This window comes from Legionella oakridgensis ATCC 33761 = DSM 21215, from assembly GCF_000512355.1.
In the GTDB taxonomy this organism is placed as follows: Bacteria; Pseudomonadota; Gammaproteobacteria; order Legionellales; family Legionellaceae; genus Legionella_A; species Legionella_A oakridgensis.
Map to the genome: position 1 here is coordinate 2,325,909 of NZ_CP004006.1, position 24,089 is coordinate 2,349,997.

A 24,089-nucleotide genomic window follows, 5' to 3' on the forward strand; every position below is an offset into this window, starting at 1 on the left:
GAATCCAATGCCGTTATTCTATGGAGTAGATAACATCAGATGTGCGGATTTTGATACATCGATTACCGTTTGCTTCCCACTAAAACCAATGGTCATCAAGTGTTGATTATTTAAGTCAAATGCTTTGAGATCAATCGATTTGATGGCTTGATCGGCGTAGGTTCTATAATAATATTTCAGATTTTGAGGATCTTTAACGGTGGTGGCCAACGTATATTCAGACGTGGTTTTTCCATCACTTTCTGCACGCACAGCACCAACCGGTATATCAAACTGATTTAGAATATGGAAGACATCAAAAACGGCCTCCTGCGCATTTTGAGCAGGAACTGCCGTGCTTGAAAAAATAGTTGCGCGAATGAACCGTGAGGGCGGGGTAAAGTCTCCTGGCATTCCGCGCAATCCCGATCCCTGGCCAAATTGTTGCACTTGATAACCATCAACAGTCGCAGTCGGTGCATTTAAAGGCGACAAATTAATATAGTTTGATAGATTGGTTAAATGCCAGTCAAACGTAGGAGAATTGGTAATAATACCAATTGGGTCGTCAAACACCACCAACTCTCCCTTCAAGGGTTCTATCACAAGGCTTTTTCCTGACTTGTCATAAACAATATAATGAAAAGGCGGTACACCTCCCCATTCTGGTTGTCCCGTTGGCGCAATAACAACGGATTTGACCGCCTGCTTTACTTCATCAACCGTAGCAAATTGTGTTAATACCCAATTAACAAATTCAGTAGGTGCCAATGCCCGCTTTTGATTCTCCGGAGTTATGGTTGCATAAGAAGCGTAACCTGGAAAATAAAACATGCCTGCGGAAAGACCACGTTCATTTATCCCATCCATAATCGCAGGCATCTTAAAGGTATTTGCCCCAATAGCCGCGTATTTGGAGCGATACGGCAAACCTGTGTTTGAACCATCAGGCAGCGTCCCCTTAAATTCATATTGTCTGGGAACAATTAATCCAGATAATTGCAATGGCACGCCAAACTCAACCGTTCGGCCATTCACATAAGAATCATCTTTCGCTTTTAGCTGCAATCCTGTACATGCAAACAAGGTACCGGTCATTAATGAACCGATAAAGATAATGCACGCAGAAATCCTGTTCTTTTTATTCATTATATTTCACCCACTCTTTCCTGAGATTTCAAAGGGTCTTGAGAAAAGCAGTAAGATCTTGTTTTTCTTGCGCGTTCAATTGAAGTTCCAGCACAATATTAAAAAACTCCACGGTGTCGGCAAGCGTCAAAAGACGACCATCATGCAAATAAGGGGGGGAATCTTTAATGCCTCTTAAAGGAAATGTCTTGATGGGACCATCCGCCGACGCTTTTCTACCATTAATCATCTGTGGCTTGAAGAAACGTTCTGTTTTCAGATTGTGCATTAAATTGTCAGTATAGTACGGAGGCACATGACAGGTAGAACATTTTCCTTTACCAAAAAATACCTCCTGTCCACGTAATTCCGCCGGAGTCGCCTTCGCTGGATCCAGTTTCCCATCCCAATTTAATTTAGGAGCTGGTGGAAAATCCAACAATTCCTGGAACTCCGCCATAAAATGGACTTGGCTTCCGCGCTCTAAGATATTCACCCCTTTTTTAGTGGCAATGACTGGATCTCCATCAAAATAAGCAGCGCGCTGCTCAAATTCGGTAAAGTCTTCTACTGTTTTTAACGCACGCTGCGATCCAAACAATCGTTGAATATTTACGCCACGCAAACTGGGTGTATCAATACGATGACGAAATTCCTGAGGTCGAATATCCCCAACCAAATGGGTAGCTGCGTTCGTATGACCATTAGCATGACAGTCAAAACAAGCCACCCCGCGACTTGGTGTTTTTGTACGTCTATCGTCTGTCTGGTTAAATTGCTGCTGTGGAAATGGGGTGACTAATAAGCGCAAACCCTCCAATTGCTTTGGATTAAGAATACCGTTGAACAATTCAAAATAATTTTCAATGGTAACCACTTTCCCCTTGGAAACATCACCCAAATCAGGGCGAGTGGTAAGAAAGATAGGCGCAGGGTAAGGCGGCAGGAAATGATCGGGCAAATCAAAGTCCAAATCAAAACGGGTTAAATCACGATGCTCCTGCTGATTAAGTTCATCAATGACAAATTGCGGAAAAAGCATGCCTCCTTCAGCCTGATTAGGATGGGGTAAAGGCAAAAATCCCTTGGGAAATAATCCTTTTTCCTTAATATCCTCAGACGACATGTTGGATAGCTGTTCCCAGGTCACTCCTTCTGGAAGCTTGACACGAACACCTTCCTGGATGGGTTTTCCATTCGACATTTTTGTGTCTTGGGAGGGTTTATTACTTAAATCGTAACGCTGATTGAGCAATTCTTGTTGTCTATCATTGACCGCTTTTTTTTCTGCCATCATTTTATTCATGGTGGTTTTAAAATCTTCTTTCATCACCACAGGGGAATAACTTGATGGGGGGGCATCAGCCTGGGCAGATAAGCTGATAGCAGTCACTGCCATTGAAAACATCGCCTTCTTAAGCATAAGAAAATCCATTTAAATGTTTGTGCAATAGGATAAAATAGTCCTCATTACATTTCAAGAATGCCCATTAAGCGCTAGTCCCTTTTCCATTTCATTAATAACAAAATAGAGCTGGAATGACAGGAAACAGAACCATTTGTACAATTCAACCTGTCAAAATGAAATGGAAAAAGGTACTAAGTTAGCCCATCCTCTGGATAAATAACGGAATTATTATGATGTTTATACCATATTTCTTCCTCGCTTAGTGTGGTTTCAATTAATTCTATGGGGGAATCAGAATCAATAATCATAGCGACCTTAAAGCCATTGAACGGTTCATAGGGACCAAGAATGATTTCCTGACCTGCTATTGCAGCCTGCAAGTCGTCCACCTGAAATGCCACATGAGTTTTCGTTTTAATTAATGGATGCAGTGGGCAATCCTCTTCAAAACGATGATATTGAATGCGGTAAGGACTCTCTTCGCCACCACTGGTATACATTTTAAACGTTGAACTGTATCGTTCACCTTCACGCTTAACGGTCGTCGGTATACCGATGTGATGGAAACGATACTGAATTGTTTTAACCATCTTTTTCTCCTTCGATAGTTTGTTGCCTCTATGAGATGAATTTTATTATTAAATTAATTTATGTAAATTGATTAATTATTCATTTATTATGAACTATTAGTTCATAATTTAGGTCACTCCATCATGTATCATCGCGGCCAGATTCGTTGTTTTTTAAAAATTGCTGAATTTGCCAGTTTTACGCGAGCTGCCCATGCCTTGCATATGACGCCCACCGCTGTGAGTAAGCAGATAAAAAATCTGGAAGAAGCCATCGGCGAGCAGTTACTGTTGCGAACAACCAGGCACGTTAGTTTGACCGAGTTTGGCGCCTTATTTTACGAGCGATGCAAACTGATTGAAGAGCAAATCCACTCCCTTGATCGTTTCATTGAATCCAAAAAGAAATTCCCCAAGGTGAATTAAACGTTTTAGTATCCACCATAACGGCCAAGGAATCTTTCTTAAACCATTTACATGCCTTTATCCACGCTTATCCTGACCTTGAATTAAATATTGAATTTTCTGAACACGATGACGATGTATCTCGGGAGGATATTGACATCATGGTAGGGTTTCCAGCCATTCCACCAGCAACAGAAGCATTAAAATACAGAAAATTGTTTGGCGTAAAAAATATCCTTTGTGCTGCAAAAACTTTTATTACTCAATATGGCATGCCACAAAACGCGGAGGAATTGCCCCATTTTAAATTCATATCTCACAGTTTAAGAAAACCTGCCCATTTCTTACCACTTGCAAATGGAGGACAAATCCATTGCGGCAAACCAATTCTTTATATGAATAACTTTAATGCCTTAAACCAAGCCTGCCTAGCCGGCATTGGTTTATTTCTTACAGGCGATAGCCTGGTAAAACCATGGCTGGACAATGGAGAGTTAGTTCAGATTTTAGCAGATTATGAATTCCGCCATTTTGATATTTACCTTTTTTATCGAGCCTATGATTACGAATTACCCAAGATTCGCGTATTTGTTGATTTTTTTACTCAAAAATTACGTCATGCATAAACATGAAGCACGAATTTAACAACAGATATATCTTTTTCTGATGCCAATCAAAACCATTTGTCTTGCCAAAGGGTATTTACGAATTTATTTATGGACGTTACAATGAGGGCATGAAAAAATACCAACATCTTGTATTTTTATTACTCATATCCGGCATTTTTCTCATGCCGCTTAAGGCTTTTTTGAACATTCATCAATCCAAGCCGGCTGAAATTTCTCTTCAAAACAAAATAAATCCTTGCCCTAATCAACCAGGAACCACCACCTCCTGCTCTTCCGCAATTTACTGGTTTCAAGCCGAATCTGAATTATCACTCCATGAAATAGGAATGGTCATCGCTGGTATATTGAGCTTTTTCCTCTTATGTTCAACCTATCTGGCACCACAAGGAACTATTTTCAAACCGCCTGCGTTGTTTTGATTACTGTCTTTATTGTTCTCACAGTAATTTAACAAACAGGAAATCTAATGAAAAAATTACATTAAGTCTGGGCCTACTATTATTGGCCTTACCGTCGTTTGCTGCAAATATTGGCAGTACCCATCCTACTGAGGTTATGACGTTTATTCAAAATCACAATCCTCTGGTATACCTGGCGCTATTTTTTGGCTTAGGCATACTGCTTGCGTTTACTCCTTGTGTATTGCCAATGGTTCCCATTTTATCCGGGATCATTACTGGCCAGCAGGCAAATACGGGCAAACGCGCCTTTCGCTTATCGTTAGGGTATGTATCAGGCATGGCCATTACTTATGCTGCAGCAGGCATGTTGGCCGCATATTTTGGCAGCACGGTCCAAACCCTGATGCAACAGCCAATCATCATCGCATCCTTTAGCAGCTTATTTGTTCTGATGGCTCTTTGGTTGTTTGGTATGTTTGAGTTGCGCATACCCGCTGCATTTCAGGTGCTCAAACCAAAATCTGCGCGAACGCAACCAGGCGTCATCTCTGCAGTGACGATGGGAATACTTTCCACGCTGGTTGTTTCGCCATGCGTCACCGCACCACTCATTGGCATTCTTGCCTACATTGGCCAAAGCGGCCATATTTTACAAGGAGGACTAATATTATTTGTCCTTGCCTTGGGGATGGGATTGCCATTGTTAGTCGTGGGGGCAGGGTATGGAAAACTGTTACCACAAACAGGCCCTTGGATGATAAAAATCAAACAACTCTTTGCCCTGTTAATGCTTGCGATGGCAATATGGCTGCTTGGCCGTATTTTGCCTGAATTTTGGCTATCGTTACTTTGGACAAGCTTTCTTGTTCTAGGTGCTTTTATTTTTATTCAATGGCAACAGCAATCGCTGGGTTTTAATCAATATTTTTTTCAGGGATTAGCACTCGTTACCTGTATGATTGGCGGTGCTCTGGCTTATAAGAGTATTGACCTTGAAAAAAATACACCTCACCCTGCAGTAACATCCGCGTCATTTATCATGGTTCATTCCTTAAATGATCTTCATCAGCATTTGGCACAAGCGAAAAAACATCACCAACCTGTGTTCGTCGAGTTTTTTGCCAGTTGGTGCAGTGATTGTCAAGCCATGGAAAAACAGGTTTTCAATCAATCCAGCGTGCTTGCTGCTATGAGCAATAGTCTCAACTTGCGAGTAGATATCAGTGAAAAAAATGAAGAGGTTCGTGCGATTCGTAAGGCATTTAATATTTATGGCATTCCAACCATGATATTTTACAATACGACGGGGCAAAAACTGGATAATTTAACGTCCGTTGGACAAATCACTAAAACTCAAATGCTTGATTTATTGAGTCAATTCAACAAGTCACCAAAAAATACCACCCAAAGCTAGTAGGACTTGTCATTAACGTTCCCGGAAAGCATTGAACATTCTTCATCTTTCCGGGTTTTTCCCCCTCATTACCTATCACTTTAAACCACTTGCCCCGCTGCCCAGCCTGATGACCAGGCCCATTGAAAATTATAGCCTCCAAGCCATCCAGTGACATCCAATGCCTCACCAATGAAATAAAGACCGGGAATCTGTTTCACTTCCATGGTTTTTGACGACAAAGCATCGCAATCCACGCCACCAATGGTTACTTCAGCCGTTCGATATCCTTCCGTACCATTGGGTTTTACTTTCCAGAAATTTATTTGGCTGGCAACAACCTGAAAATCACGATTGGCAATGCCTGACAATTTTTTTTCTGCCAAATGCTCAGGGATAAACAAATCCACCACTCGTCTTGGTAAAAACATGGAAAGAAATGAATTCAATTGCTTTTGCGGCATGGCCACTCTTGCCGCAACGAGTTCTTCAAAAAGATTAACCTTGGGTAATAAATTGATAACAACGTATTCTCCTGGGTTCCAATAAGAAGATAACTGCAAAATTGCAGGTCCACTTAACCCCCGATGAGTAAATAATACATTTTCTCGAAATTGATTTCGTTCATTACCCACTAAACTATCAACAGCGATCCCTGATAAGGCACCCAGTTTGTCTTTTAGTTTGGGGTCTAAGGTAAAAGGAACAAGTCCCGCCCGAGTTGGCCATACTTTAATTCCAAATTGCTCGGCTATTTTATAAGCAAATGGACTGGCGCCCATCGTTGGAATCGAAAGACCACCCGTGGCAATCACGATCGATTGACAATGAAATTTACCCTTCGTACTACTCACTTTAAAACCACGATCGTTGACTCTTTCAATGTTTTCGATGACCGTATTTAACATGATAGTTACACCGGCATCCTCACACTCCCTAGAGAGAATATCAACAATATCTTTTGATTTATGATCACAAAACAATTGTCCTTTTGTTTTCTCGTGAAAAGCCAAATGATGTTTTTTTACCAAATCGATAAAATCCCATTGCGTATACCGCACCAAAGCAGACTTGCAAAAATGTGGATTGTGAGAAATGTAGCAATCCGGGTGAATGTAGTAATTTGTGAAATTACATCGACCGCCCCCAGACATTAAAATTTTTTTCCAATTTTATTGGCATGATCCAAAACCAATATGTTACGTAAACGCTTGCCTGCTTCTCTCGCACACATCAATCCTGCGGCACCTGCCCCAATAATAACCACATCAATGTCTTTCATAAACAAAAGCTATCTCATGCAATCACCAGTCTTTTCCATAAATACTGACAAAATTTAAATTTATAAAGGCCTTATTTTAAGACATTCCTCTTTGTATTTATACGTGAAAATTTACTGATGCCCCCCCTATTCCTCTCAAAGAAGATTTCAACTTACAAGGGCCTTTCGCCGGCATCAAATGGCATAGGCATCTCTAAAGTCCAGGGTAGACCAGCCAACGCTTGTTATGCTGCAAACTGCCTTAAGCACACAGTCTCCATTTAAAAGCGATCGATAAAAATCAATGTTAAATTTTCGGTCGCATATTTTTTTGAAATAGCTATAGTTTGAGTAAATGGATTCAATGGATAAACATCATGCTCGACCTAACATTAGCCCATGAATTTTATCAAGCATTGCTTGCTAAAAATAGCGAATATGACGGTACGTTTTATGTAGGCGTCAAGACAACTGGCGTATTCTGTCGTCCTACGTGTCCGGCCAGAAAGCCAAAATTTGAGCACTGCGAATTTTATCAGACGGCGCAAGAAGCTTTATTGGCCTCCTATAGGCCTTGTAAGCGCTGCCAACCGCTCTCTCCGCCAAACCAAGTCTCTGACTTGGTGCGCCAACTGGTGGAAGCCGTAGAAGCCAATCCGGCAAAACGCTGGAAAGACCGTGATTTTGAGACACTCGCCATCCATGCTGCAACAGCCCGACGCCAATTTAAAAAACGTTTTGGCATGACCTTTGTCCAATACGCACGTTCCAGACGTATTGGAATTGCGATGAAGCATATCCGCAATGGAGATGCCATCATCGAGGCACAATTAGATGCTGGCTATGAATCAAGCAGCGGCTTTCGCGACGCCTTTACCAAAATCATGGGGGCTGCACCAGCCAATCTCCATCAACAACACCAGATACTCAAAGCATCCTGGCTCGATACTCCTTTGGGGCCAATGATTGCCATTGCCAGTGACACGGCCTTATATCTTTTGGAATTCATGGACAGACGGGGACTTGAGCGTGGAATAGAACGATTACGAAGACGCACCAAAGCCGCTATCATCCCTGGCACGACACCACCTATTCAGTCCATCGAATCAGAATTAAACGCTTATTTCACAGGCGCCTTGCAGGCTTTTAAAACGCCCCTACACTTTATAGGTAGCCCTTTCCAACAAGAAGTTTGGAACGCGTTAAGAACCATTCCATACGGGGAGACGAGAAGTTATGCCGAACAAGCGCAACTCATAGGAAAGCCCACAGCTTACCGAGCCGTTGCTAATGCCAATGGCGCCAATCAACTGGCCATTGTGATTCCCTGTCACCGTATTATTACCAGCGAAGGAACCTTGGGAGGTTATGGTGGCGGCGTTACTCGAAAAAAATGGCTATTGGAGCATGAGCAACGCCATCAATAAATATCTTGCGTCTTTTAATGCCTTCTTTTTAAGAAATCATTAGGAAGTAAACGGCAGACTCACGGTCACCTGTAACCCTCCTTGCACGCGATTTGTAAGCGTAATGGTGCCCTGATGGGCTTGAATAATTTCTTTGGCAATGGTTAATCCAAGTCCTGTTCCCCCTGTAGCACGGGATCGCGATTGCTCACCGCGATAAAAAGGCATAAAAACCTGTTCCATCTCTTTTTCCGACAATCCTGGCCCTTTGTCGGAAATCGTCACCTCAATCTGATGATCGAACTGTTGTAAATGAATCAGCGCCGACTGGCCATAATAGATTGCATTATTAATGAGATTTGAAAATGCTCGTTTCAACTGACTGACGCGGCCGAGATAAATCAACTTATCCACATCGGTATTAAATAGTACCTCATAATGCAACTCGGCAGCATCCGCGGTTAGAGAACTTAGCATGGCAACCATATCAAACCGCTGGTTTTTTTCCTCACTGTTGGCCTCTCTAAAATAATCCAGTGTTTCTCTAATCATCATTTCCATTTCATGAATATCCATCATGATTTTTGCAAAAATAGGCTGTTCTTCCAAATATTCAGCCCGTAATTTCAAACGAGTCAGGGGGGTGCGCAAATCATGAGAAATTGCCGTAAAAACTCTGGTTCTATTATCCAGTAACTTGCGAACGTTTTCCTGTAAGCGGTTAATTTTTTCAAAAATCAGTTTTTGATCAGAATTACCGGTAATGGGAATAGACGACCAATGTTCACGATTCTCAATGTATTTAAGACTTTGTATTAATGTTTGCACAGGCTGGTTTAATATCTTTACAGCCCAATAATTGATGAGAAAGAGCATGCAAAGCAAAATGACCAGTAACCCCGAAATGGTTAAATAAATACCTAACTGATTGGGTAAAGGAGGATGCATGCGAATATTAAGCCATGTTCCCTCTTTAACAAACACAGAAACCTTAAGCATTTTATCTTGCCTGAGCAAATCATAGACGATTGGTTGTCGCAAAGTCAGCAAGGCATTGTCTTGATAAACTGGAGTTGCTGATAAGGTTATTTTGGACCAAGGAAGCTTATTTCTTCGCATGATCGTAGACCATTGAGATTCAGGTTTGCTTTTAATGAGATAAACAAATTTTAAAATGCTGTGAACCGTTGCCGGGGGGACAACCGGACGAATATTAACATAATAAATATATTGGATTAATAAAAGCCCCGCCAATATAATCAATAAATTACCAATCATCAAACCAGCGTAGGTTTTGCGAGCTGTTTTGGTTAGTCGACTCATAAAAACCTCACCTTGGCCTTTAATTGATAACCGCCGCCACGGATGGTTATCAGCAGCTTGGCATTTCTAGGATCAGCCTCTATTTTTTTACGCAAACGCCCAATCAAAACATCAATGGTTCGATCCATGGGATCACAAACTTTATCGTATAAAAGATCCATCAATTGATCACGGCTTAAGATCCGTTGCGGATGTTCCAGAAAAATGAGTAATAAATCATATTCCCGTTGACTTAAAGGAAGGACAATCTCATCCTTTGAAATAAGACAATGATTATTTCTGTCCAGCTCCCAATCAGCGAAACCAATTCGCTGTAAAGGATGCAAGCGCTTATTATTTGTTTGCAGCTCGCCCTGAGTTCTTCGTAATTGCACTTTAATTCTTGCCAGTAATTCTCGCGCACTGAAGGGTTTGGTCAGGTAATCATCCGCTCCTAACTCCAAGCCTACAATTCGATCTTCAGTGCTATTTGCAGCGCTCAATATGATGATAGGGATGGTCTGAGTTTTACGAATCACCTGGCATAAACTTAAGCCATCCAACCCCGGCAACATGACATCCAGGATGATAAGATCAAAAATATTTTCTTTTAAAAGCCGTTCAATTTGCAAGCCATTCAAGGCCCAGGTCGTTTTGTAGCCATGCTGAGTCAGGTAATCACTGATTAATAAAGTGGTTTCCTTATCATCGTCAATAATCAAAATATGATTTTTTTTAGTGTTCATCAGATTCTGAAAAAAATGATTTGCTTAATTATAAGCAAACTGACCACTTTTTATCTATGAATGTAACAAGATTGTTACACTATTTTCCTCAACTGTCATATCCAGATTACAGAAGACAACTAACCTTAGCCATGAACACTTATCTTGTCTTGGAGAAAAAAATGAACATGAAGCAGTTAGTCATAACCAGTACCTTAGCATTGTCGTTGCTTAGCACTTCTTTAGCTTTCGCTAATCCATCCGCTAATAACCCGGGGGCCCCCACAAAACATCATCACCCCTGCCACTGTCATAAAAAAGCAGGGAACATGCTGAATCAGCAACAACGCCAGACATTACACACCATCCAACAAAACAGCCGCAGTCAAATTGCACCTTTATTGCAGGAAAAAAGAATGCTCAGATTGCAATTAATAGGCAGACTGGCGACCCCTAATACCCAATGGAATGATATTGCGCCACTTATAAAACGCATTAATGAAAATAATGCAAAAATCACGGAGCTTGATGCCAAAACACAGCTTAAAACATTCCAGGAAATTGGCGTATTATTACCTGCCTATGGTCAGCATATTCATCATCACTCCCAATCATTTTAATCAACCTATCTTCCTTCAGGGACAGTACTTTTTATCTCTGAAGGAGTCGCCACATAGCATCTACCTCCCAATGCACATTCCGCACTTATTAAGCAATGCCATTGAGCTTATATGCAGTAATAACATGCCTGCTAAATTCAAATACAAGTATTTGCCTGGTATTTACAACTTTTTGCAAGATAACGTGATGTTTTTGAAAAAGAATCTATACTTAACTATGAATACTGTTACTGATGAGGGATATAAACATAAGACATTGAAAAGCCAGCTTCTGAGATCATCTCCAAATTGACTAATCTTTATGAATTATATTAAGAGGTATATATGCGCCGTCAATGGTATATAGGTTTTGGAATTATCATCCTAACCTTATTTTTAACCCTGGTTATGCTTCATGATACCGTTTGGTTTCTAGCTGTTCTAATTCCACTTATTTTATTATGGATCTACGATTTAGTACAAAAAAAACACAGCATATTGCGTAATTTTCCCGTCCTTGGCCATATGCGTTACATTTTAGAGTTTTTACGGCCAGAAATTCAGCAATACTTTGTTGCTAATGATGAAGAAGAACGTCCATTTAATAGAGAAATACGCTCCATTGTGTACGAGCGCGCTAAAAATGTTGAAGATACTGTTCCCTTTGGTACAGAGCGGGACATTCTGGAAACCGGTTATACTTGGGTATTACATTCCTTGGCCCCCAAACATGTGTCGGAAGTTGAGCCTCGGATCTTAGTGGGCGGCCCTGATTGCAAAAAACCTTATAATGCTTCCCGATTAAATATCTCCGCCATGAGCTACGGTGCTTTATCTCCTAATGCACTGATGGCCTTAAATAAAGCAGCTCAACTGGGGGGATTTGCACACAACACAGGAGAAGGCGGTTTAAGTCCCTATCACTTGCAGGGAGGAGATATCATTTTCCAAATTGGAACCGCGTATTTTGGCTGCCGTGATGACAATGGAAATTTTGATGACCAGGAATTTAAAAAGAAGCCAATCGTGATGAAGTAAAAATGATTGAAATCAAATTATCACAAGGCGCTAAACCTTCACACGGTGGAATTTTGCCAGCAGCAAAACTCACAGAGGAAATAGCAAGGGTTAGAAAAGTAAAAATGGGGCATGACGTTATATCGCCCCCAGCCCACACGGCATTTGACTCGCCAAAAGGATTGTTGTTATTCGTAAAAAAATTGCGTGATTTGACGGATGGAAAACCCGTAGGCTTTAAGCTTTGCGTGGGACGTAAGTCAGAATTTTTAGGGATTTGCAAAGCCATGCTGGAAACCAATATCCTGCCTGACTTCATTACCGTTGATGGTGCGGAAGGAGGCACAGGCGCTGCCCCACTTGAATACACAAACAACGTGGGTGAACCCTTGGAAGCCGGGCTCATTTTTGTTCACAACGCCCTTGTAGGCATTAACGTACGTGACAAAATCCGCTTAATATGCAGTGGCAAGGTAGCAACCGGCTTCGACATGGTGTGTAAGATCGCACTGGGCGCAGACATGTGTAATTCTGCACGAGCCATGATGATGGCTGTGGGCTGCATCCAATCGAAACAATGCAATAAAAATACCTGTCCAACCGGCGTTGCCACGCAAAGTACCCGCCTGCAACGCGGATTGGTGGTGGATGAAAAAAAACACCGTGTTGCCAATTTTCATAAAAACACGATGAAAAGTTTCCTGGAAATGATTGGTGCTATGGGATTAACGAACCCCAGTGATCTTAAGCCTGATTATATCATGCGACGCATCAGTAATGAGTGCGTTAAATCGTTTAATGAAATCTATGAATATATAGAACCTGGACAATTATTAGAAAAACAAATTCCCGCGAGTTTTGAAAAACACTGGCAGTTAGCGGATGCTGACAAATTTTAATGTCATATTTCCAGAGGCTAAGGGTATAACCCACATCACCTCTGGAATTACCCTAGGCGGAAGGATTAAGCAAGATGATTTTTATGATGCAAGTGACTTATCTGGATAGCTTTGTTATATTTGGCTAAGATAGTATTTTTACTCAACAATGTATGTCAAATATCAGTAAAATTGCCGAAAATTTACAAACCATAAAACAGCATTTTGACTACGAAGCAAGTCATGATATTGACAAAATTATCACAACTTACACCGATGACGTCATATGGGAAGCACCGGCCCGTCATTTCAAAGTCAGTGGAAAAAACAAGTAGCAGCCCATTATCGTGCTTTGTTTGCAACGCTAAAAGATGTCTCCGCCGAACTCTTTACGCAATTTGCAACCGAAGATTATGTATTTGATGATCGCCTGATGCAATTTACTATTATCACATCAGAAAATATTTGGTCTGCACAAATGGGTGATACCATCAAACAAAGACTGGTTCACTTATTTGAAATGCGCGATGGAAAAATCAGTAAAGAAACGGCTTATGAACTATGGGAAATTGTAAAAAATAACCATGTTTATTGATTATAAATAGGAATTCGATTAAATAAATAGGCTTTTATCGATATCAGACCCTAATATTAGAAGGAATTTATATGTCACTTACCTCAGTCAGGAAAGTATACGACACTTACGCTTGGTTTTACGATTTTGTGTTTGGTGGAATATTTCATCCGGGTCGTCATTTTGGTACGGATTTAGTGAATAAATACGCGGATAAACATGCCCACGTTTTAGAATTAGGCGTTGGAACAGGATTGTCTTTGCCGCTTTATCGTAAGGATTTAAACATCACCGGCATAGATATTTCGGAAAAGATGTTAAATAAGGCAAAAAAACGGGTTGCCGATCAAAAACTAACAACCAACATTTCCTTAAACGTGATGGATGCAGGTAATTTGACCTTTCCTGATAACAGCTTTGATTTTGTTGTCGCCATGTACGTTGCCTCCGTCGTACCTGACGTGACGGCTTTTCTTAAAGAAGTCACCCGGGTGTGCAAACCAAATGGAGAAATTTTGTTTATAAATCATTTTGCCTCAGAGCACCCCGTGATGCGCTTTCTTGAGCAACGATTTTCCAAAATCCAAAAAATAGTGGGGTTTAATTCAAATTTTTCCATTCATTCCATCTTGGAACATAAACAATTTAAATTGTTAGAAACCCACAAAATTAACTTGTTTGGATATTGGAAAGTATTGCGGTGTAAATTACACAAAAACACCAAGCCAAATTAGTGGCAAGCAAATACCGTCTATAAGTAAATCGTCTCTTCAATGACCTTGACTTATGGGAACTGTCTAATGCAATCAAAAATAGTGTTTATTACAGGTTGCTCCAGTGGGATTGGGTGTGCCGCGGCACTCGCCCTATCCAAGCGAGGACATAAAGTTATTGCATCCTGTCGTAAGGACGACGATGTTAAAGCTTTACTTGACTTAAAACTTGACGTCATACAGATGGATATGAATGACTCCCAGTCTATTACAACCGGGTTTAAACATCTTCTAACAAAAACCGAGGGGCGTCTTGACGTACTCATCAATAATGCCGGTTATGGACAAGCAGGCGCCTTGGAAGATCTGGATCGCACAACTCTTCGTCGTCAATTTGAAACCAACGTCTTTGGCCTCATGGAGCTGACTCGTCTTGCCATTCCTGTGATGCGCCAACAAGGTCAGGGCCGAATCATTAATTTAAGTTCTGTTCTTGGAATCATAAGTTTGCCATTTCGGGGGGCATACAATGCATCAAAATACGCGGTGGAGGGAATCAGCGATACGTTGCGACTTGAGCTCAAACCCTCAGGAATTGCCGTTATTTGTATTCAACCTGGTCCTATTAACAGCCAATTCAGAGACAATAGTGTTGAATCTGCGCTTAAAGAAATTGACATGGAAAACAGTCATTTTAAAGTGCAATACCAGCGTATGCTTGGTGAGTTTCGTCAAAGTAAAAACGAATCTCTATTTACACGCTCACCCGATGCCGTTATTCGCAAATTAATCCATGCCATTGAATCAAAAAAACCTAAAGGAAAATACCCGGTTACTTTTCCGGCGCACTTTTTGGCCATTCTAAAGAGAATACTCAGCACAAAAATGCTCGACCGCCTGCTCCTGATGATTTCAAAAAAAGAGCTAGGTTAAATTCAACACATGCCCACCATCCACCTCAAACACTTTCCCGGTGATCCAATTGGCCTTGTCTGAAGCAAGAAACATGGCCATATTGGCAATATCATCGGGTTGTCCAGGTCTTTTTAAAGGAATGCTGCTTATATAATAATCCCAAAGCTCTGGATTGCTCGTCGCCGTATCCTGATTCATTCCCGATTTAATAACGCCCGGAGCAATGGTATTTACCCGAATGCCATACTCCGCCAAATTTAATGCTGCATTTTGCGTCCATTTATTCATAGCCGCTTTTGAAGCAGCATAGCCAATGCCTTTAGGCATGGTGGTGGTTGCACTAATGGAGGAAATATTCAGAATGCATCCGTTTATTTTTCTTTTCACCATATCCTGTGCACACAGCTGTAATAAATACAGCGGAGCAATGGTATTAACCTGGAAAACTTGTTGCATTTTTTCCGGAGATAATTCAAATAAAGTTTCACGACACAACATGCCTGCATTATTAATTAAAACATCAACATGACCTAAATGCTCAATGGCCTTTTGGAAAAAAACGGTCACACCATCCATATGGGAAAAATCAGCATGGAGTGCTAAAGCATCGCGGCCGGTTGCTTTAAGTGCTGCCAGTGTTTCTCTGGCTCCTGCCTCATCGCTGCGGTAACTAATAACCACATCAGCGCCTTGCAAAGCAAAAGCAAGCGCCATGGTTCTACCCATACTGCGATTTGCCCCTGTCACGATTACTTTTTTATTCATAAAATCCATGCTGAACCTCTCTCATTTCCTTCATAAAGTTGCGTCTGTGAAGTCCATATACATTTTAAACCATATATCACACTTCTGCCGGTTATCACTGGGTAGCGAAACTATTTTTAATGTGGCTCTGTGCTCTGTTCAGAATGGATCTCCGCCTGCACGGGGATGACAAAAAACAGAACACTTTATATAACTCACCCTGTCAAAACTAAATGGAAAAGGTACTATTATAAATCAGTAGATTCCTCCAAACACCATCATTACCAGGACAGCTTGAGGATACTTTATGAGTCTGGACAAATATCATAAAAAAAGAGATTTCAGTAAAACACCGGAACCTAAGGGCAAGTTGCATGATAGTCATCATAATTTGTACATCATTCAAAAACATGATGCCCGTAAATTACATTACGATTTTAGAATTGAACTTGATGGCGTACTTAAAAGCTGGGTTATTCCAAAAGGACCCTGCCTGGATCCCTCAGTAAAACGACTTGCCATCCACGTTGAAGATCACCCGCTGGCCTATGGCCATTTCGAAGGAATGATTCCTAAGGGTGAATATGGTGCAGGAATTGTCTTGTTGTGGGATGAGGGGCATTGGATTCCTTTAGATGACGATCCCACCACCGCTTATCAAAAAGGACATTTGCGCTTTCTTTTGCAAGCAAAAAAATTAAATGGTCAATGGGATTTAATCCGCATTCAGAAACAGGAAGATTCATGGCTATTGATCAAATACGAGGATGAGTATGCAATCTCCCTTGATCATTATGATGTTATTCAAGCCTTACCAGACAGTGTTTTATCAAATCAATCTATAGATGAAATCAGAGAAGGTAGCCATGCCACCTGGTCTAAGCAATCGGAAACAGCCAATTTAAACCAAGACGAGGCCAATAAGCACTATGAACCTATTCATCTTGATTTACCAATCTCCCCTTTTCCGAACAAAGTTTCACCGCAATTAGCCACCTTAACAGATAAACCACCGCAAGGCAGTCAATGGCTGCATGAAATTAAATTTGATGGCTATCGAATTCTTGCTTTTAAAAATAAACATAAGGTGCAGCTTGTCTCAAGAAACAATAAAAACTGGACTGAATCATTTCAAACCATTGCTGAAGACATTAAAAAACTCCCGGTAGATCATATTCTTCTTGATGGCGAAATTGTTCTATTGGATAAAAACGGTCATTCTAATTTTCAGTTATTACAAAATGCGATTCATGGTTCCGGGAACGCTTCTTTTATTTATTATATTTTTGATATTCTTTATTATGAACAGTGGGACCTACAAACTTTACCCTTAGAAACCAGAAAAAAATTGCTTGAACAAATACTGCAATTTGCTCCTCCAGCACTACGTTACAGCGATCACATCCTTGGTCAAGGAACAGAAGCGTATAGACATGCTTGTCAATTTGGCCTGGAAGGTATGTTATCAAAACGACGCGATGGACAGTATATCAATCAACGCTCAACAACCTGGCTGAAAACAAAATGTAAAAAACGACAGGAGTTTGTCGTTGGTGGTTTTTCAAAAACACGCGAAGGCAGAAAATATTTCAGTGCCTTATATCTTGGAGTTTATGATAAAAATAAACAATTACATTTTTGCGGGAAAGTGGGTACGGGATTTAATGACGCTTCATTACAAGAAATATTTGGCTGCTTACAAAAACTCATTTCCCCTAAAAACCCATTTACTTCACGTCCTGACGAGGCCAAAAAAGCCATCTGGGTTAAGCCTAAACTGGTCGTTGAAATCGAATTTAGTGAATGGACAGCACAAGGAAAATTGCGCCATCCAAGCTTTAAAGGAATACGTGTCGATAAACAAGCCAAGGAGGTCATTAAAGAGAAAGAAACGTCCTTTGCAACCCTAGAGAAATCTCTGCCAACTAAAGAAATCCATCTTTCTAATCCACAAAAAATTTTATACCCGGAAGATAACATCAGCAAAAAGCAACTGTATGACTATTATAATAAAATAAGCACTTATATCTTGCCTTACATTAAAGACAGACCGCTTACACTGGTACGCTGTCCTGATTCCTATCAGGACTGCTTCTTTCAAAAGCACCTTAGTCCATCGACCAATAAAGCATTGCATGCTTTTTCTTTGCAACATCAACAAAAACAAGAAGATTACTTGATAGTAAAAGACACCCAAGGTTTACTTGCATTAATACAAATGGATGTCTTAGAAATACATACCGGAGGAAACACAATTCATGATATTCAGCGGCCAGACATGATTACCTTTGATTTGGATCCAGCTCCAAATCTTGCATGGACCCAAGTAGTTCATACAGCCTTTGATATTAAACATCATTTGGAAGAGCTGGATTTACGTTCCTTTGTCAAAACAAGCGGCGGGAAAGGCCTACATGTGGTCGTACCCATTCAGCCACAGCACGAATGGCATATCATCAAACAATTTGCCAAGCTTTTTGTACAGTTTTTAGCAAATAAAAGCCCGGATATTTATACAACCAACCTAGCAAAAATAAAAAGAACTGATAAAATTTTTCTTGATTATCTTAGAAATCAACAAGGCTCAACAGCCATCGCGGTTTATTCAACTCGGGCAAAATTACATGCCCCAATTGCCACACCGGTGGGCTGGGATGAATTATCCTACGATTTCCGGGATACATTTTTTACTATTAAAACCATCATGGATCGATTAACTTCTTTAAAAGAAGATCCTTGGAAAGAGTTCTGGCAAATAAAGCAAACCTTAAAAATTAATGATTAGAACCGCCTGTAAATCAAGAAAAGCTCAGCTACAATTTAAATATTTAGCCTCACAAACTCCATAATACTCTATACTACAAGAAAGTGCTTTTTAAGGATAAAAAGCGGTGACGAACTATAATAAATGCATTTTTATCTCTTTTATCTTATTTCTATCCTTTATAAATATCCTTCAAGCTAATCCAACATCGACTATCAATCCCTGTCAAAAAGCATGGGAACGATTACCTGATGCCTTAAAACAAAAATAGAGGTGGGGGAGCTTGCACTCGAGCCTGAAAAAGCATTTATGACAAAATGTGAGGAATTACAGGAATCACTGATTGAAGATTTGAAAGGAAATACAGACAGTATCATCCGTAAAACGTTTTTAACTTGGTTAGCAGAAAAACAAAGAGCAATTAATGCCGACCTTAAGTCCCGAAGCGCAGAAAAATTTTGATCCTGACTCTGCTTACATTCAAGAGAAAGCTTTAGAATGGCTTGAACAACCCGGTCATGAAATTTCAACGTATGTAAATGCTTTTATTCTAGAAAAATCCCCTTTCATCGCGAACATAGCCGCCACCTGGCAAGACTTATCCTCAGGAGAGTCAGCGGAAATTTTAAAAAATATGAAAGCTCTTTTAAATAAAAGCCAAGAGAGATTAAACACTTTTCTTGAAGCAAAAAAAGAAATAGAGGAAAAGCCTGATGTGCCCTACACTGAAATTCTTGAAAAATATGGATTTAGTGGGAAATGGTTAGATAATTTTAAAGCCTATGAAGGAAGCATCCGTGCTTTCGACAGTCAGTATAATGCAAAAGAAATTCTCACCGTTACTATTTCTGCTTTTCAGAGCAATGACTCTAAAGAAAAAATCGCAGGAATGTTGAGTCTTATTGATTCCGTTAGTAGTGTCGCTTCAAATTCTAAGATTCCTATTGTGTCCTTAGTTGGATATATCATTAACAATCTGGCTAAAGTTTCTCAAGACATGTTGAAGGCCGTATTAAATTTAGGAGAAATATTAAAAAAACGTGCTGGCTACTGCGTAGGCGTCGGAGTTCCCGGGGATGATCGTCGCTCACAGATTTTAAACCAAGAAGGGAAACTTGCCTGTCCTTTATCGTTCAATACATTACCATTTAAAAACATCTATGAAACTGTTATTCCAGTGCCGGGAGAATTATTATTCTGGACGGGTGAAACGTTTATTCCAGGCCATGTGGAAGGCGGTGGTAAATCCGGGCTAATGGAGACACTAAGCTTTATGCGCCGCGCCAAAAATCTTAATTATGCAATAGACTTAGACAATATAGAGGTCATAGCCAATGTATATAATGTTAAAGGAGGTATTCCCGCTCTGTTAAGAGAAGCAACGGAAGTTATTCTAGGCATTAAAAATAAAGCTGAACGTCTTCAGCAACTCATAGGCTCACAAGGTCACTGCTCTAAAGAAACGATTATTAACTATGTAGAAAAACAAACGCACTTTCAACTTCACCCCTTCCTGGCAGAAGACACTTCTGATCTCATAACGACTTATGCCGCGTCGTATGTAGCAAAAACAGACGCTTTTGGGGCAAATAACACACGGACCAATGCTTATTTAACTTATAAAACAATTTGGGAGCAGTTAAAAAATCTTACGGTAGTAAATGTATACGGTGAGATTCGAGAAAGCAAAAATCGTGAAGTCATTTGTAGGTATTGCGCCAATGCAATCATTGATATTTCTCTGCAAAATGCAGAAGAAATAAAAGGCTGTGAAACCTTAACGGCCGACAAGCAAGGAAATTTTACGCTGCACTTATTAGCTAAAAATCCTAATGCCTCAGTCATCTTAAAAGCTTATACTTCATTAGGTAATAGTGACAGCTATCCCTTAACACTGAATGCAGAGCGTCAATCAATTACTCTATTTATCCATGCAAGTGAGCAATCAGATTGCGAAAAAATGAATGCGTTATTAGAAAAAATAAATGCCATTTACGCTACTGATAAAGCTAAAGCAGAAAATTATCTTGCTGAAGCACGTGCTTTAAAATGTGACAAATACCAAGAAGCCTTAAATAATTTTGCAACGATTATTATAAAAGATAATTCCGACAAAGAAGAACTGGCCCTTTCAGACTGTGATGTAAATAAGCTCCAACAATTGCTCAGTGATAAACGGTTAACACCGGAAAAGAAAATAGAATACAATGCACTTTATTCTAATATTAACCAAGCAAATCAAATTTTAAATCAAGATGTTGCGTCTACAGCACAGCTTGACGAATTGATATTAAAACACAAAACGTTATTAGAAGCCGTCAAACCGTGTAAAACTCTGAGTAATGCTTTACAGAACTCTCTAAAGCCGTTGGAAGATTTACAGCATTCTATTATAAAAGTTAATGAAGCGAATACACGCTGTGATAAACCATTTATTAAACAAATTTTAAACGACTTGGCATCCTTTAAACAAACGTTAAGTGAACATTGGAAAGCCACGTTAAAAGAAAGACTTAACCAACTCGATCAAGCCGAAAACAATTATTCCAATGGCGTAAGCGCCTATAAAACCAATCATTATGAAGAAAGCTTGTCTTCCCTAATGCTTGCAAAAAAACTATTTCAACACATAAATTGTATGGAATTAAGCCATAAAACAGAGAAAGCAATTGCTATTGTCAGTCAGGCTCAACAATCCAAGCTCGATCCTTACAAAGCCTTACAGGGATGCTATTTGAGCATTGTTGAAAAAACATTGCTCCAAATTCAAGGAAATCCTAACTATCGGGAACTGGAGGGGCGGTTATATTCTATTCGGAATGGAAATAAACAGTTGATTGAAGCCAATACGCTTTATAAGGCAGGGCATTTTCAAGAAGCAACAAATTTATTAAATAAAGCTAAAATTACCCTTGCTGGCCAATGCCCTCGTTTAGAGAACCTGATTAATGACTCTCTGGAAAAAATAGCGAATCAGGAATTACTAGTCGCTGCAATCAAACAAGCCATTAAGGATTGTGATCAAGAAACCATCAAGAAATTCCTCGCACATCCAGATAAAATGAAACCGTTCATTCCGCAACTGGAAAGTGCGCTTTTAAATTGCGATAAAAACACCTCTCCAGAAGAACTGTTAAGAAAAGGAACTATCCTTTGCAAAGAAAATCTAGGCGAAGCAGCATTTGCCATTAAATTAAATACAGATGGAACCGTCCAATGTGGTTGTGAACAAGGTTATTTCATTGATGGGACAAACCATTGCGCAAAACCTAGTCTCGCAGAAGGTCACAAAATATGTCAGAAAAAAGCCGGTGTTAATGCCGAAGCGATACACATCAACGCAAATGGTACTTATGAATGTCGGTGTAATAAAAATTATCAATTTAATAAAGATTTTACCCAATGTATCCGCATTTCCATGGAAAATGGTCAAAAACATTGTAAATCATTATTTGGAGCGAACTCCTATGCTGTAAAAATTAACGCAAATGGTACTTATGAATGTGGATGTAAAAAAGGATTTATTTTTAATAAAAACTTTACTCAGTGCGCCAAAATAACCATACAGCACGGCCATGATACTTGTAGAAAATCCTTTGGCCCAGGAAGTTATGCGGTCAAAATAAATGCAGATACCACTTTTCAGTGCCAATGTAAAAGTGGTTACCTTTGGAATGAGAAAAAAACACAATGCATCATCCCTAAGAAAAAACCCAATCAAAAGCAACCAATCAAAAAATCAAAACCAGTGATTGAGCCTCTTCCTGAGATAGATGTAAGAATTAAAACCCCTAGCCTTCCAAAAGACTATGTACCTTGGTCGCCGCCTGATCCTAAAAACTAACGCCACAGAACAACCAATATCCTACTAATCAATATCATGCCCCTTAATTAAGGGTAATTAATTAATACCACAGGTTATAAGGTATTTATCGGCGATTTTTGCGTCTTTTATAGGATTTTTATGTACATAGCTATCCTTCCCGCATGTCCAGCTAACCTGAAGATTTTTTTTGCAAAAAGATTTTAAATTAAAATAACAATATTCCTTATTTTCACAGATCTTTTTAATATAGTTAGTCGCATTCCCTTTTTTACTGCCACAAGACGCTGAAATAATATGGATATGTGCATAAGAATCATTATCATGCGGATAAATAAGAGGTTCACTGGCATATAAGAGATTTATATTAAGAAAAACACCAATAACTGTTGAGAGACCATAGCAATTATACTTTTTCATCATGATTGTCCTTAATTTAATAAAGATAAATCCATCACAGGAACACGTCCGTCATTAAGAAGCTTTGGATTGTATGCTTTTCTTTAATAACTCCATAATATCAGTGACTTTTTCTTGTGGTACGATTTGTTTTGGTTTTTAAATTTCTTACCCTTGGCCTTAGCCTCAATGAGCTTTTTTAAATCGGTAATATAAGTATCTTTATAATTCTCCGGTTTAAATCTATCCGTTAACTGTTCAATCAATTTCTTAGCCATTCTTAATTCCTTTTCCTTAATCAAGTCAGCGTCCGGAAGAGTGAGGGCTTTAACATCACGGATATCGTCTTTATAACGAAGCTTGTTTAATAATAACAAATCACCATACGGCTTAAGAACTGCTAAATTTTCGCGGTTGCGCATGACGAATTCACCAACACCCACCATATTCGTTTCTTTAAGCGCTTCACGCAATAACGCATACGCCTTTTGTCCCTCCTTTCCAGGCTCTAAATAATAGGGAGTATCATAAAATATAGAATTTATTTCATCTTCCTTAACAAATTCATTAATTTCAAAGACATGACTCTTCTCAGCACTCGCTTTTTCAAAATCCTCTTTTTCAAGAATGATGTAATCCCCTTCTTGATACTCATATCCTTTTACAATATCCTCCCAAGGAACTTCTTTACCATCTGCCCTGCATACACGCGAATATTGTATGGGACAAAGGTCACTTCGTCTTAACAAATTAAAATCCAAAGCATGACTCTCTGTCCCAGAGTATAGTTTTACGGGAATATTAACCAAACCAAAACTGATAGAACCCGACCAAATTGCTCTCATTATACTCTCTTGGATATTCCCTTATCTAAGTATTATAAGCAATTAATCCGAATTGGTCTTTTTGGCTCTATCGATTGCAATTGCAATTGCACGCCCTTCTTCATAACCTTCTTTCAGTAATTTATTAGCAATTTCAATAGCTTTATTTCTGGTTGACGCATTCAAATTTTTCATTGAATCCGGATAATTTGATTTAGTCCATGGCATGATTT

General features: G+C 39.6%; 21 protein-coding genes and 2 pseudogenes. 13 read left to right on the plus strand and 10 right to left on the minus strand.

Annotated features, from left to right (window positions below):
* Window positions 1-18: 18 nt before the first annotated feature.
* The 3 genes from LOA_RS11280 to LOA_RS11290 all read right to left on the minus strand — a co-directional run bounded on the left by LOA_RS11280 (window position 19) and on the right by LOA_RS11290 (window position 3,105).
* Entirely contained in the window at window positions 19-1,128 is a 1,110-nt protein-coding gene (locus tag LOA_RS11280) for a linear amide C-N hydrolase (RefSeq protein WP_064101349.1), read from the minus strand.
* Between the two features lie 28 nt (window positions 1,129-1,156).
* Window positions 1,157-2,530, minus strand: a complete 1,374-nt coding sequence (locus tag LOA_RS11285) for a cytochrome b6 (protein ID WP_025386429.1) — start codon at window positions 2,528-2,530, stop codon at window positions 1,157-1,159.
* Window positions 2,531-2,706: 176 nt separating this feature from the next.
* The gene (locus tag LOA_RS11290) at window positions 2,707-3,105 is read right to left on the minus strand and encodes a VOC family protein (RefSeq protein WP_025386430.1); all 399 of its coding nucleotides are present in this window, start codon (window positions 3,103-3,105) and stop codon (window positions 2,707-2,709) included.
* A 123-nt stretch (window positions 3,106-3,228) separates the two neighbouring features.
* On the opposite strand from LOA_RS11290, the gene LOA_RS11295 reads away from it, so the two are divergent.
* From LOA_RS11295 to dsbD, 4 genes are all read left to right on the plus strand, one after another.
* Window positions 3,229-3,510, plus strand: coding sequence for a LysR family transcriptional regulator (locus LOA_RS11295; protein WP_025386431.1), 282 nt, complete (start codon window positions 3,229-3,231; stop codon window positions 3,508-3,510).
* Between the two features lie 17 nt (window positions 3,511-3,527).
* The gene (locus tag LOA_RS11300; protein WP_238551382.1) at window positions 3,528-4,115 is read left to right on the plus strand and encodes a LysR substrate-binding domain-containing protein; all 588 of its coding nucleotides are present in this window, start codon (window positions 3,528-3,530) and stop codon (window positions 4,113-4,115) included.
* Between the two features lie 110 nt (window positions 4,116-4,225).
* Entirely contained in the window at window positions 4,226-4,537 is a 312-nt protein-coding gene (locus LOA_RS11305) for a hypothetical protein (RefSeq protein ID WP_025386433.1), read from the plus strand.
* A 136-nt stretch (window positions 4,538-4,673) separates the two neighbouring features.
* Window positions 4,674-5,933 carry a protein-disulfide reductase DsbD gene (dsbD, locus tag LOA_RS11310; protein ID WP_081726672.1) on the plus strand — a complete coding sequence of 420 codons (1,260 nt, stop codon included), beginning with the start codon at window positions 4,674-4,676 and terminating at the stop codon, window positions 5,931-5,933.
* Window positions 5,934-6,013: 80 nt separating this feature from the next.
* Here dsbD and LOA_RS11315 read toward each other — a convergent pair.
* Window positions 6,014-7,194 (minus strand): annotated as a pseudogene (locus LOA_RS11315) (BaiN/RdsA family NAD(P)/FAD-dependent oxidoreductase).
* Between the two features lie 356 nt (window positions 7,195-7,550).
* On the opposite strand from LOA_RS11315, the gene LOA_RS11320 reads away from it, so the two are divergent.
* Entirely contained in the window at window positions 7,551-8,600 is a 1,050-nt protein-coding gene (locus LOA_RS11320) for a bifunctional transcriptional activator/DNA repair enzyme AdaA (RefSeq protein WP_025386435.1), read from the plus strand.
* A 39-nt stretch (window positions 8,601-8,639) separates the two neighbouring features.
* On the opposite strand, the gene LOA_RS11325 is transcribed toward LOA_RS11320, so the two are convergent.
* Entirely contained in the window at window positions 8,640-9,902 is a 1,263-nt protein-coding gene (locus LOA_RS11325; protein ID WP_025386436.1) for a sensor histidine kinase, read from the minus strand.
* Window positions 9,899-10,627, minus strand: coding sequence for a response regulator transcription factor (locus LOA_RS11330; RefSeq protein WP_025386437.1), 729 nt, complete (start codon window positions 10,625-10,627; stop codon window positions 9,899-9,901). Before LOA_RS11330 ends, LOA_RS11325 begins: the two co-directional genes overlap by 4 nt.
* A gap of 167 nt (window positions 10,628-10,794) precedes the next feature.
* On the opposite strand from LOA_RS11330, the gene LOA_RS11335 reads away from it, so the two are divergent.
* The 5 genes and pseudogenes from LOA_RS11335 (at window position 10,795) to LOA_RS11360 (ending at window position 15,320) form a co-directional block, all read left to right on the plus strand.
* On the plus strand, window positions 10,795-11,226 hold the full coding sequence (locus tag LOA_RS11335) for a hypothetical protein (RefSeq protein WP_147370133.1): 432 nt from the start codon (window positions 10,795-10,797) through the stop codon (window positions 11,224-11,226).
* Between the two features lie 324 nt (window positions 11,227-11,550).
* Window positions 11,551-13,121 (plus strand): annotated as a pseudogene (locus LOA_RS16065) (FMN-binding glutamate synthase family protein).
* Between the two features lie 265 nt (window positions 13,122-13,386).
* On the plus strand, window positions 13,387-13,695 hold the full coding sequence (locus tag LOA_RS11350; RefSeq protein WP_025386440.1) for a nuclear transport factor 2-like protein: 309 nt from the start codon (window positions 13,387-13,389) through the stop codon (window positions 13,693-13,695).
* A 71-nt stretch (window positions 13,696-13,766) separates the two neighbouring features.
* Window positions 13,767-14,408: a phospholipid N-methyltransferase PmtA gene (gene pmtA / locus LOA_RS11355; RefSeq protein ID WP_025386441.1), complete on the plus strand. Its 642-nt coding sequence runs from the start codon at window positions 13,767-13,769 to the stop codon at window positions 14,406-14,408.
* A gap of 66 nt (window positions 14,409-14,474) precedes the next feature.
* Window positions 14,475-15,320 carry an SDR family NAD(P)-dependent oxidoreductase gene (locus tag LOA_RS11360; protein WP_025386442.1) on the plus strand — a complete coding sequence of 282 codons (846 nt, stop codon included), beginning with the start codon at window positions 14,475-14,477 and terminating at the stop codon, window positions 15,318-15,320.
* Here the strand turns inward: LOA_RS11360 and LOA_RS11365 are convergent.
* Complete coding sequence (locus tag LOA_RS11365; RefSeq protein WP_237757953.1) at window positions 15,312-16,067, minus strand: SDR family NAD(P)-dependent oxidoreductase; 756 nt, start codon at window positions 16,065-16,067, stop codon at window positions 15,312-15,314. The genes LOA_RS11360 and LOA_RS11365 overlap by 9 nt on opposite strands.
* Window positions 16,068-16,353: 286 nt before the next feature.
* Between LOA_RS11365 and ligD the strand changes: the two genes are divergently transcribed.
* From ligD to LOA_RS11380, 3 genes are all read left to right on the plus strand, one after another.
* Entirely contained in the window at window positions 16,354-18,831 is a 2,478-nt protein-coding gene (gene ligD, locus LOA_RS11370) for a DNA ligase D (RefSeq protein ID WP_025386444.1), read from the plus strand.
* Between the two features lie 288 nt (window positions 18,832-19,119).
* Window positions 19,120-19,272: a hypothetical protein gene (locus LOA_RS14760; RefSeq protein ID WP_158423056.1), complete on the plus strand. Its 153-nt coding sequence runs from the start codon at window positions 19,120-19,122 to the stop codon at window positions 19,270-19,272.
* Window positions 19,235-22,654: a hypothetical protein gene (locus LOA_RS11380; RefSeq protein WP_025386446.1), complete on the plus strand. Its 3,420-nt coding sequence runs from the start codon at window positions 19,235-19,237 to the stop codon at window positions 22,652-22,654. The genes LOA_RS14760 and LOA_RS11380 overlap by 38 nt, the downstream gene beginning before the upstream one ends.
* A gap of 57 nt (window positions 22,655-22,711) precedes the next feature.
* Here LOA_RS11380 and LOA_RS11385 read toward each other — a convergent pair whose 3' ends face one another.
* From LOA_RS11385 to LOA_RS14245, 3 genes are all read right to left on the minus strand, one after another.
* Window positions 22,712-23,056, minus strand: coding sequence for a hypothetical protein (locus LOA_RS11385; RefSeq protein WP_147370134.1), 345 nt, complete (start codon window positions 23,054-23,056; stop codon window positions 22,712-22,714).
* 80 nt (window positions 23,057-23,136) lie between these two features.
* Window positions 23,137-23,877 carry a non-homologous end joining protein Ku gene (gene ku, locus LOA_RS11390; RefSeq protein WP_025386448.1) on the minus strand — a complete coding sequence of 247 codons (741 nt, stop codon included), beginning with the start codon at window positions 23,875-23,877 and terminating at the stop codon, window positions 23,137-23,139.
* 42 nt (window positions 23,878-23,919) lie between these two features.
* On the minus strand, window positions 23,920-24,084 hold the full coding sequence (locus LOA_RS14245) for a DUF2188 domain-containing protein (protein WP_081725004.1): 165 nt from the start codon (window positions 24,082-24,084) through the stop codon (window positions 23,920-23,922).
* Window positions 24,085-24,089: the final 5 nt, after the last annotated feature.

What these genes read in the sequence shown, in the direction of transcription:
- LOA_RS11280 (WP_064101349.1), bottom strand. Translation starts at nt 1,128, where the DNA reads ATGAATAAAAAGAACAGGATTTCTGCGTGCATTATCTTTATCGGTTCA.
- LOA_RS11285 (WP_025386429.1), bottom strand. Translation starts at nt 2,530, where the DNA reads ATGCTTAAGAAGGCGATGTTTTCAATGGCAGTGACTGCTATCAGCTTA.
- LOA_RS11290 (WP_025386430.1), bottom strand. Translation starts at nt 3,105, where the DNA reads ATGGTTAAAACAATTCAGTATCGTTTCCATCACATCGGTATACCGACG.
- LOA_RS11295 (WP_025386431.1), top strand. Translation starts at nt 3,229, where the DNA reads ATGTATCATCGCGGCCAGATTCGTTGTTTTTTAAAAATTGCTGAATTT.
- LOA_RS11305 (WP_025386433.1), top strand. Translation starts at nt 4,226, where the DNA reads ATGAAAAAATACCAACATCTTGTATTTTTATTACTCATATCCGGCATT.
- dsbD (WP_081726672.1), top strand. Translation starts at nt 4,674, where the DNA reads ATGACGTTTATTCAAAATCACAATCCTCTGGTATACCTGGCGCTATTT.
- LOA_RS11320 (WP_025386435.1), top strand. Translation starts at nt 7,551, where the DNA reads ATGCTCGACCTAACATTAGCCCATGAATTTTATCAAGCATTGCTTGCT.
- LOA_RS11325 (WP_025386436.1), bottom strand. Translation starts at nt 9,902, where the DNA reads ATGAGTCGACTAACCAAAACAGCTCGCAAAACCTACGCTGGTTTGATG.
- LOA_RS11330 (WP_025386437.1), bottom strand. Translation starts at nt 10,627, where the DNA reads ATGAACACTAAAAAAAATCATATTTTGATTATTGACGATGATAAGGAA.
- LOA_RS11335 (WP_147370133.1), top strand. Translation starts at nt 10,795, where the DNA reads ATGAAGCAGTTAGTCATAACCAGTACCTTAGCATTGTCGTTGCTTAGC.
- LOA_RS11350 (WP_025386440.1), top strand. Translation starts at nt 13,387, where the DNA reads ATGGGAAGCACCGGCCCGTCATTTCAAAGTCAGTGGAAAAAACAAGTA.
- pmtA (WP_025386441.1), top strand. Translation starts at nt 13,767, where the DNA reads ATGTCACTTACCTCAGTCAGGAAAGTATACGACACTTACGCTTGGTTT.
- LOA_RS11360 (WP_025386442.1), top strand. Translation starts at nt 14,475, where the DNA reads ATGCAATCAAAAATAGTGTTTATTACAGGTTGCTCCAGTGGGATTGGG.
- LOA_RS11365 (WP_237757953.1), bottom strand. Translation starts at nt 16,067, where the DNA reads ATGAATAAAAAAGTAATCGTGACAGGGGCAAATCGCAGTATGGGTAGA.
- ligD (WP_025386444.1), top strand. Translation starts at nt 16,354, where the DNA reads ATGAGTCTGGACAAATATCATAAAAAAAGAGATTTCAGTAAAACACCG.
- LOA_RS14760 (WP_158423056.1), top strand. Translation starts at nt 19,120, where the DNA reads ATGACAAAATGTGAGGAATTACAGGAATCACTGATTGAAGATTTGAAA.
- LOA_RS11380 (WP_025386446.1), top strand. Translation starts at nt 19,235, where the DNA reads ATGCCGACCTTAAGTCCCGAAGCGCAGAAAAATTTTGATCCTGACTCT.
- LOA_RS11385 (WP_147370134.1), bottom strand. Translation starts at nt 23,056, where the DNA reads ATGATGAAAAAGTATAATTGCTATGGTCTCTCAACAGTTATTGGTGTT.
- ku (WP_025386448.1), bottom strand. Translation starts at nt 23,877, where the DNA reads ATGAGAGCAATTTGGTCGGGTTCTATCAGTTTTGGTTTGGTTAATATT.
- LOA_RS14245 (WP_081725004.1), bottom strand. Translation starts at nt 24,084, where the DNA reads ATGCCATGGACTAAATCAAATTATCCGGATTCAATGAAAAATTTGAAT.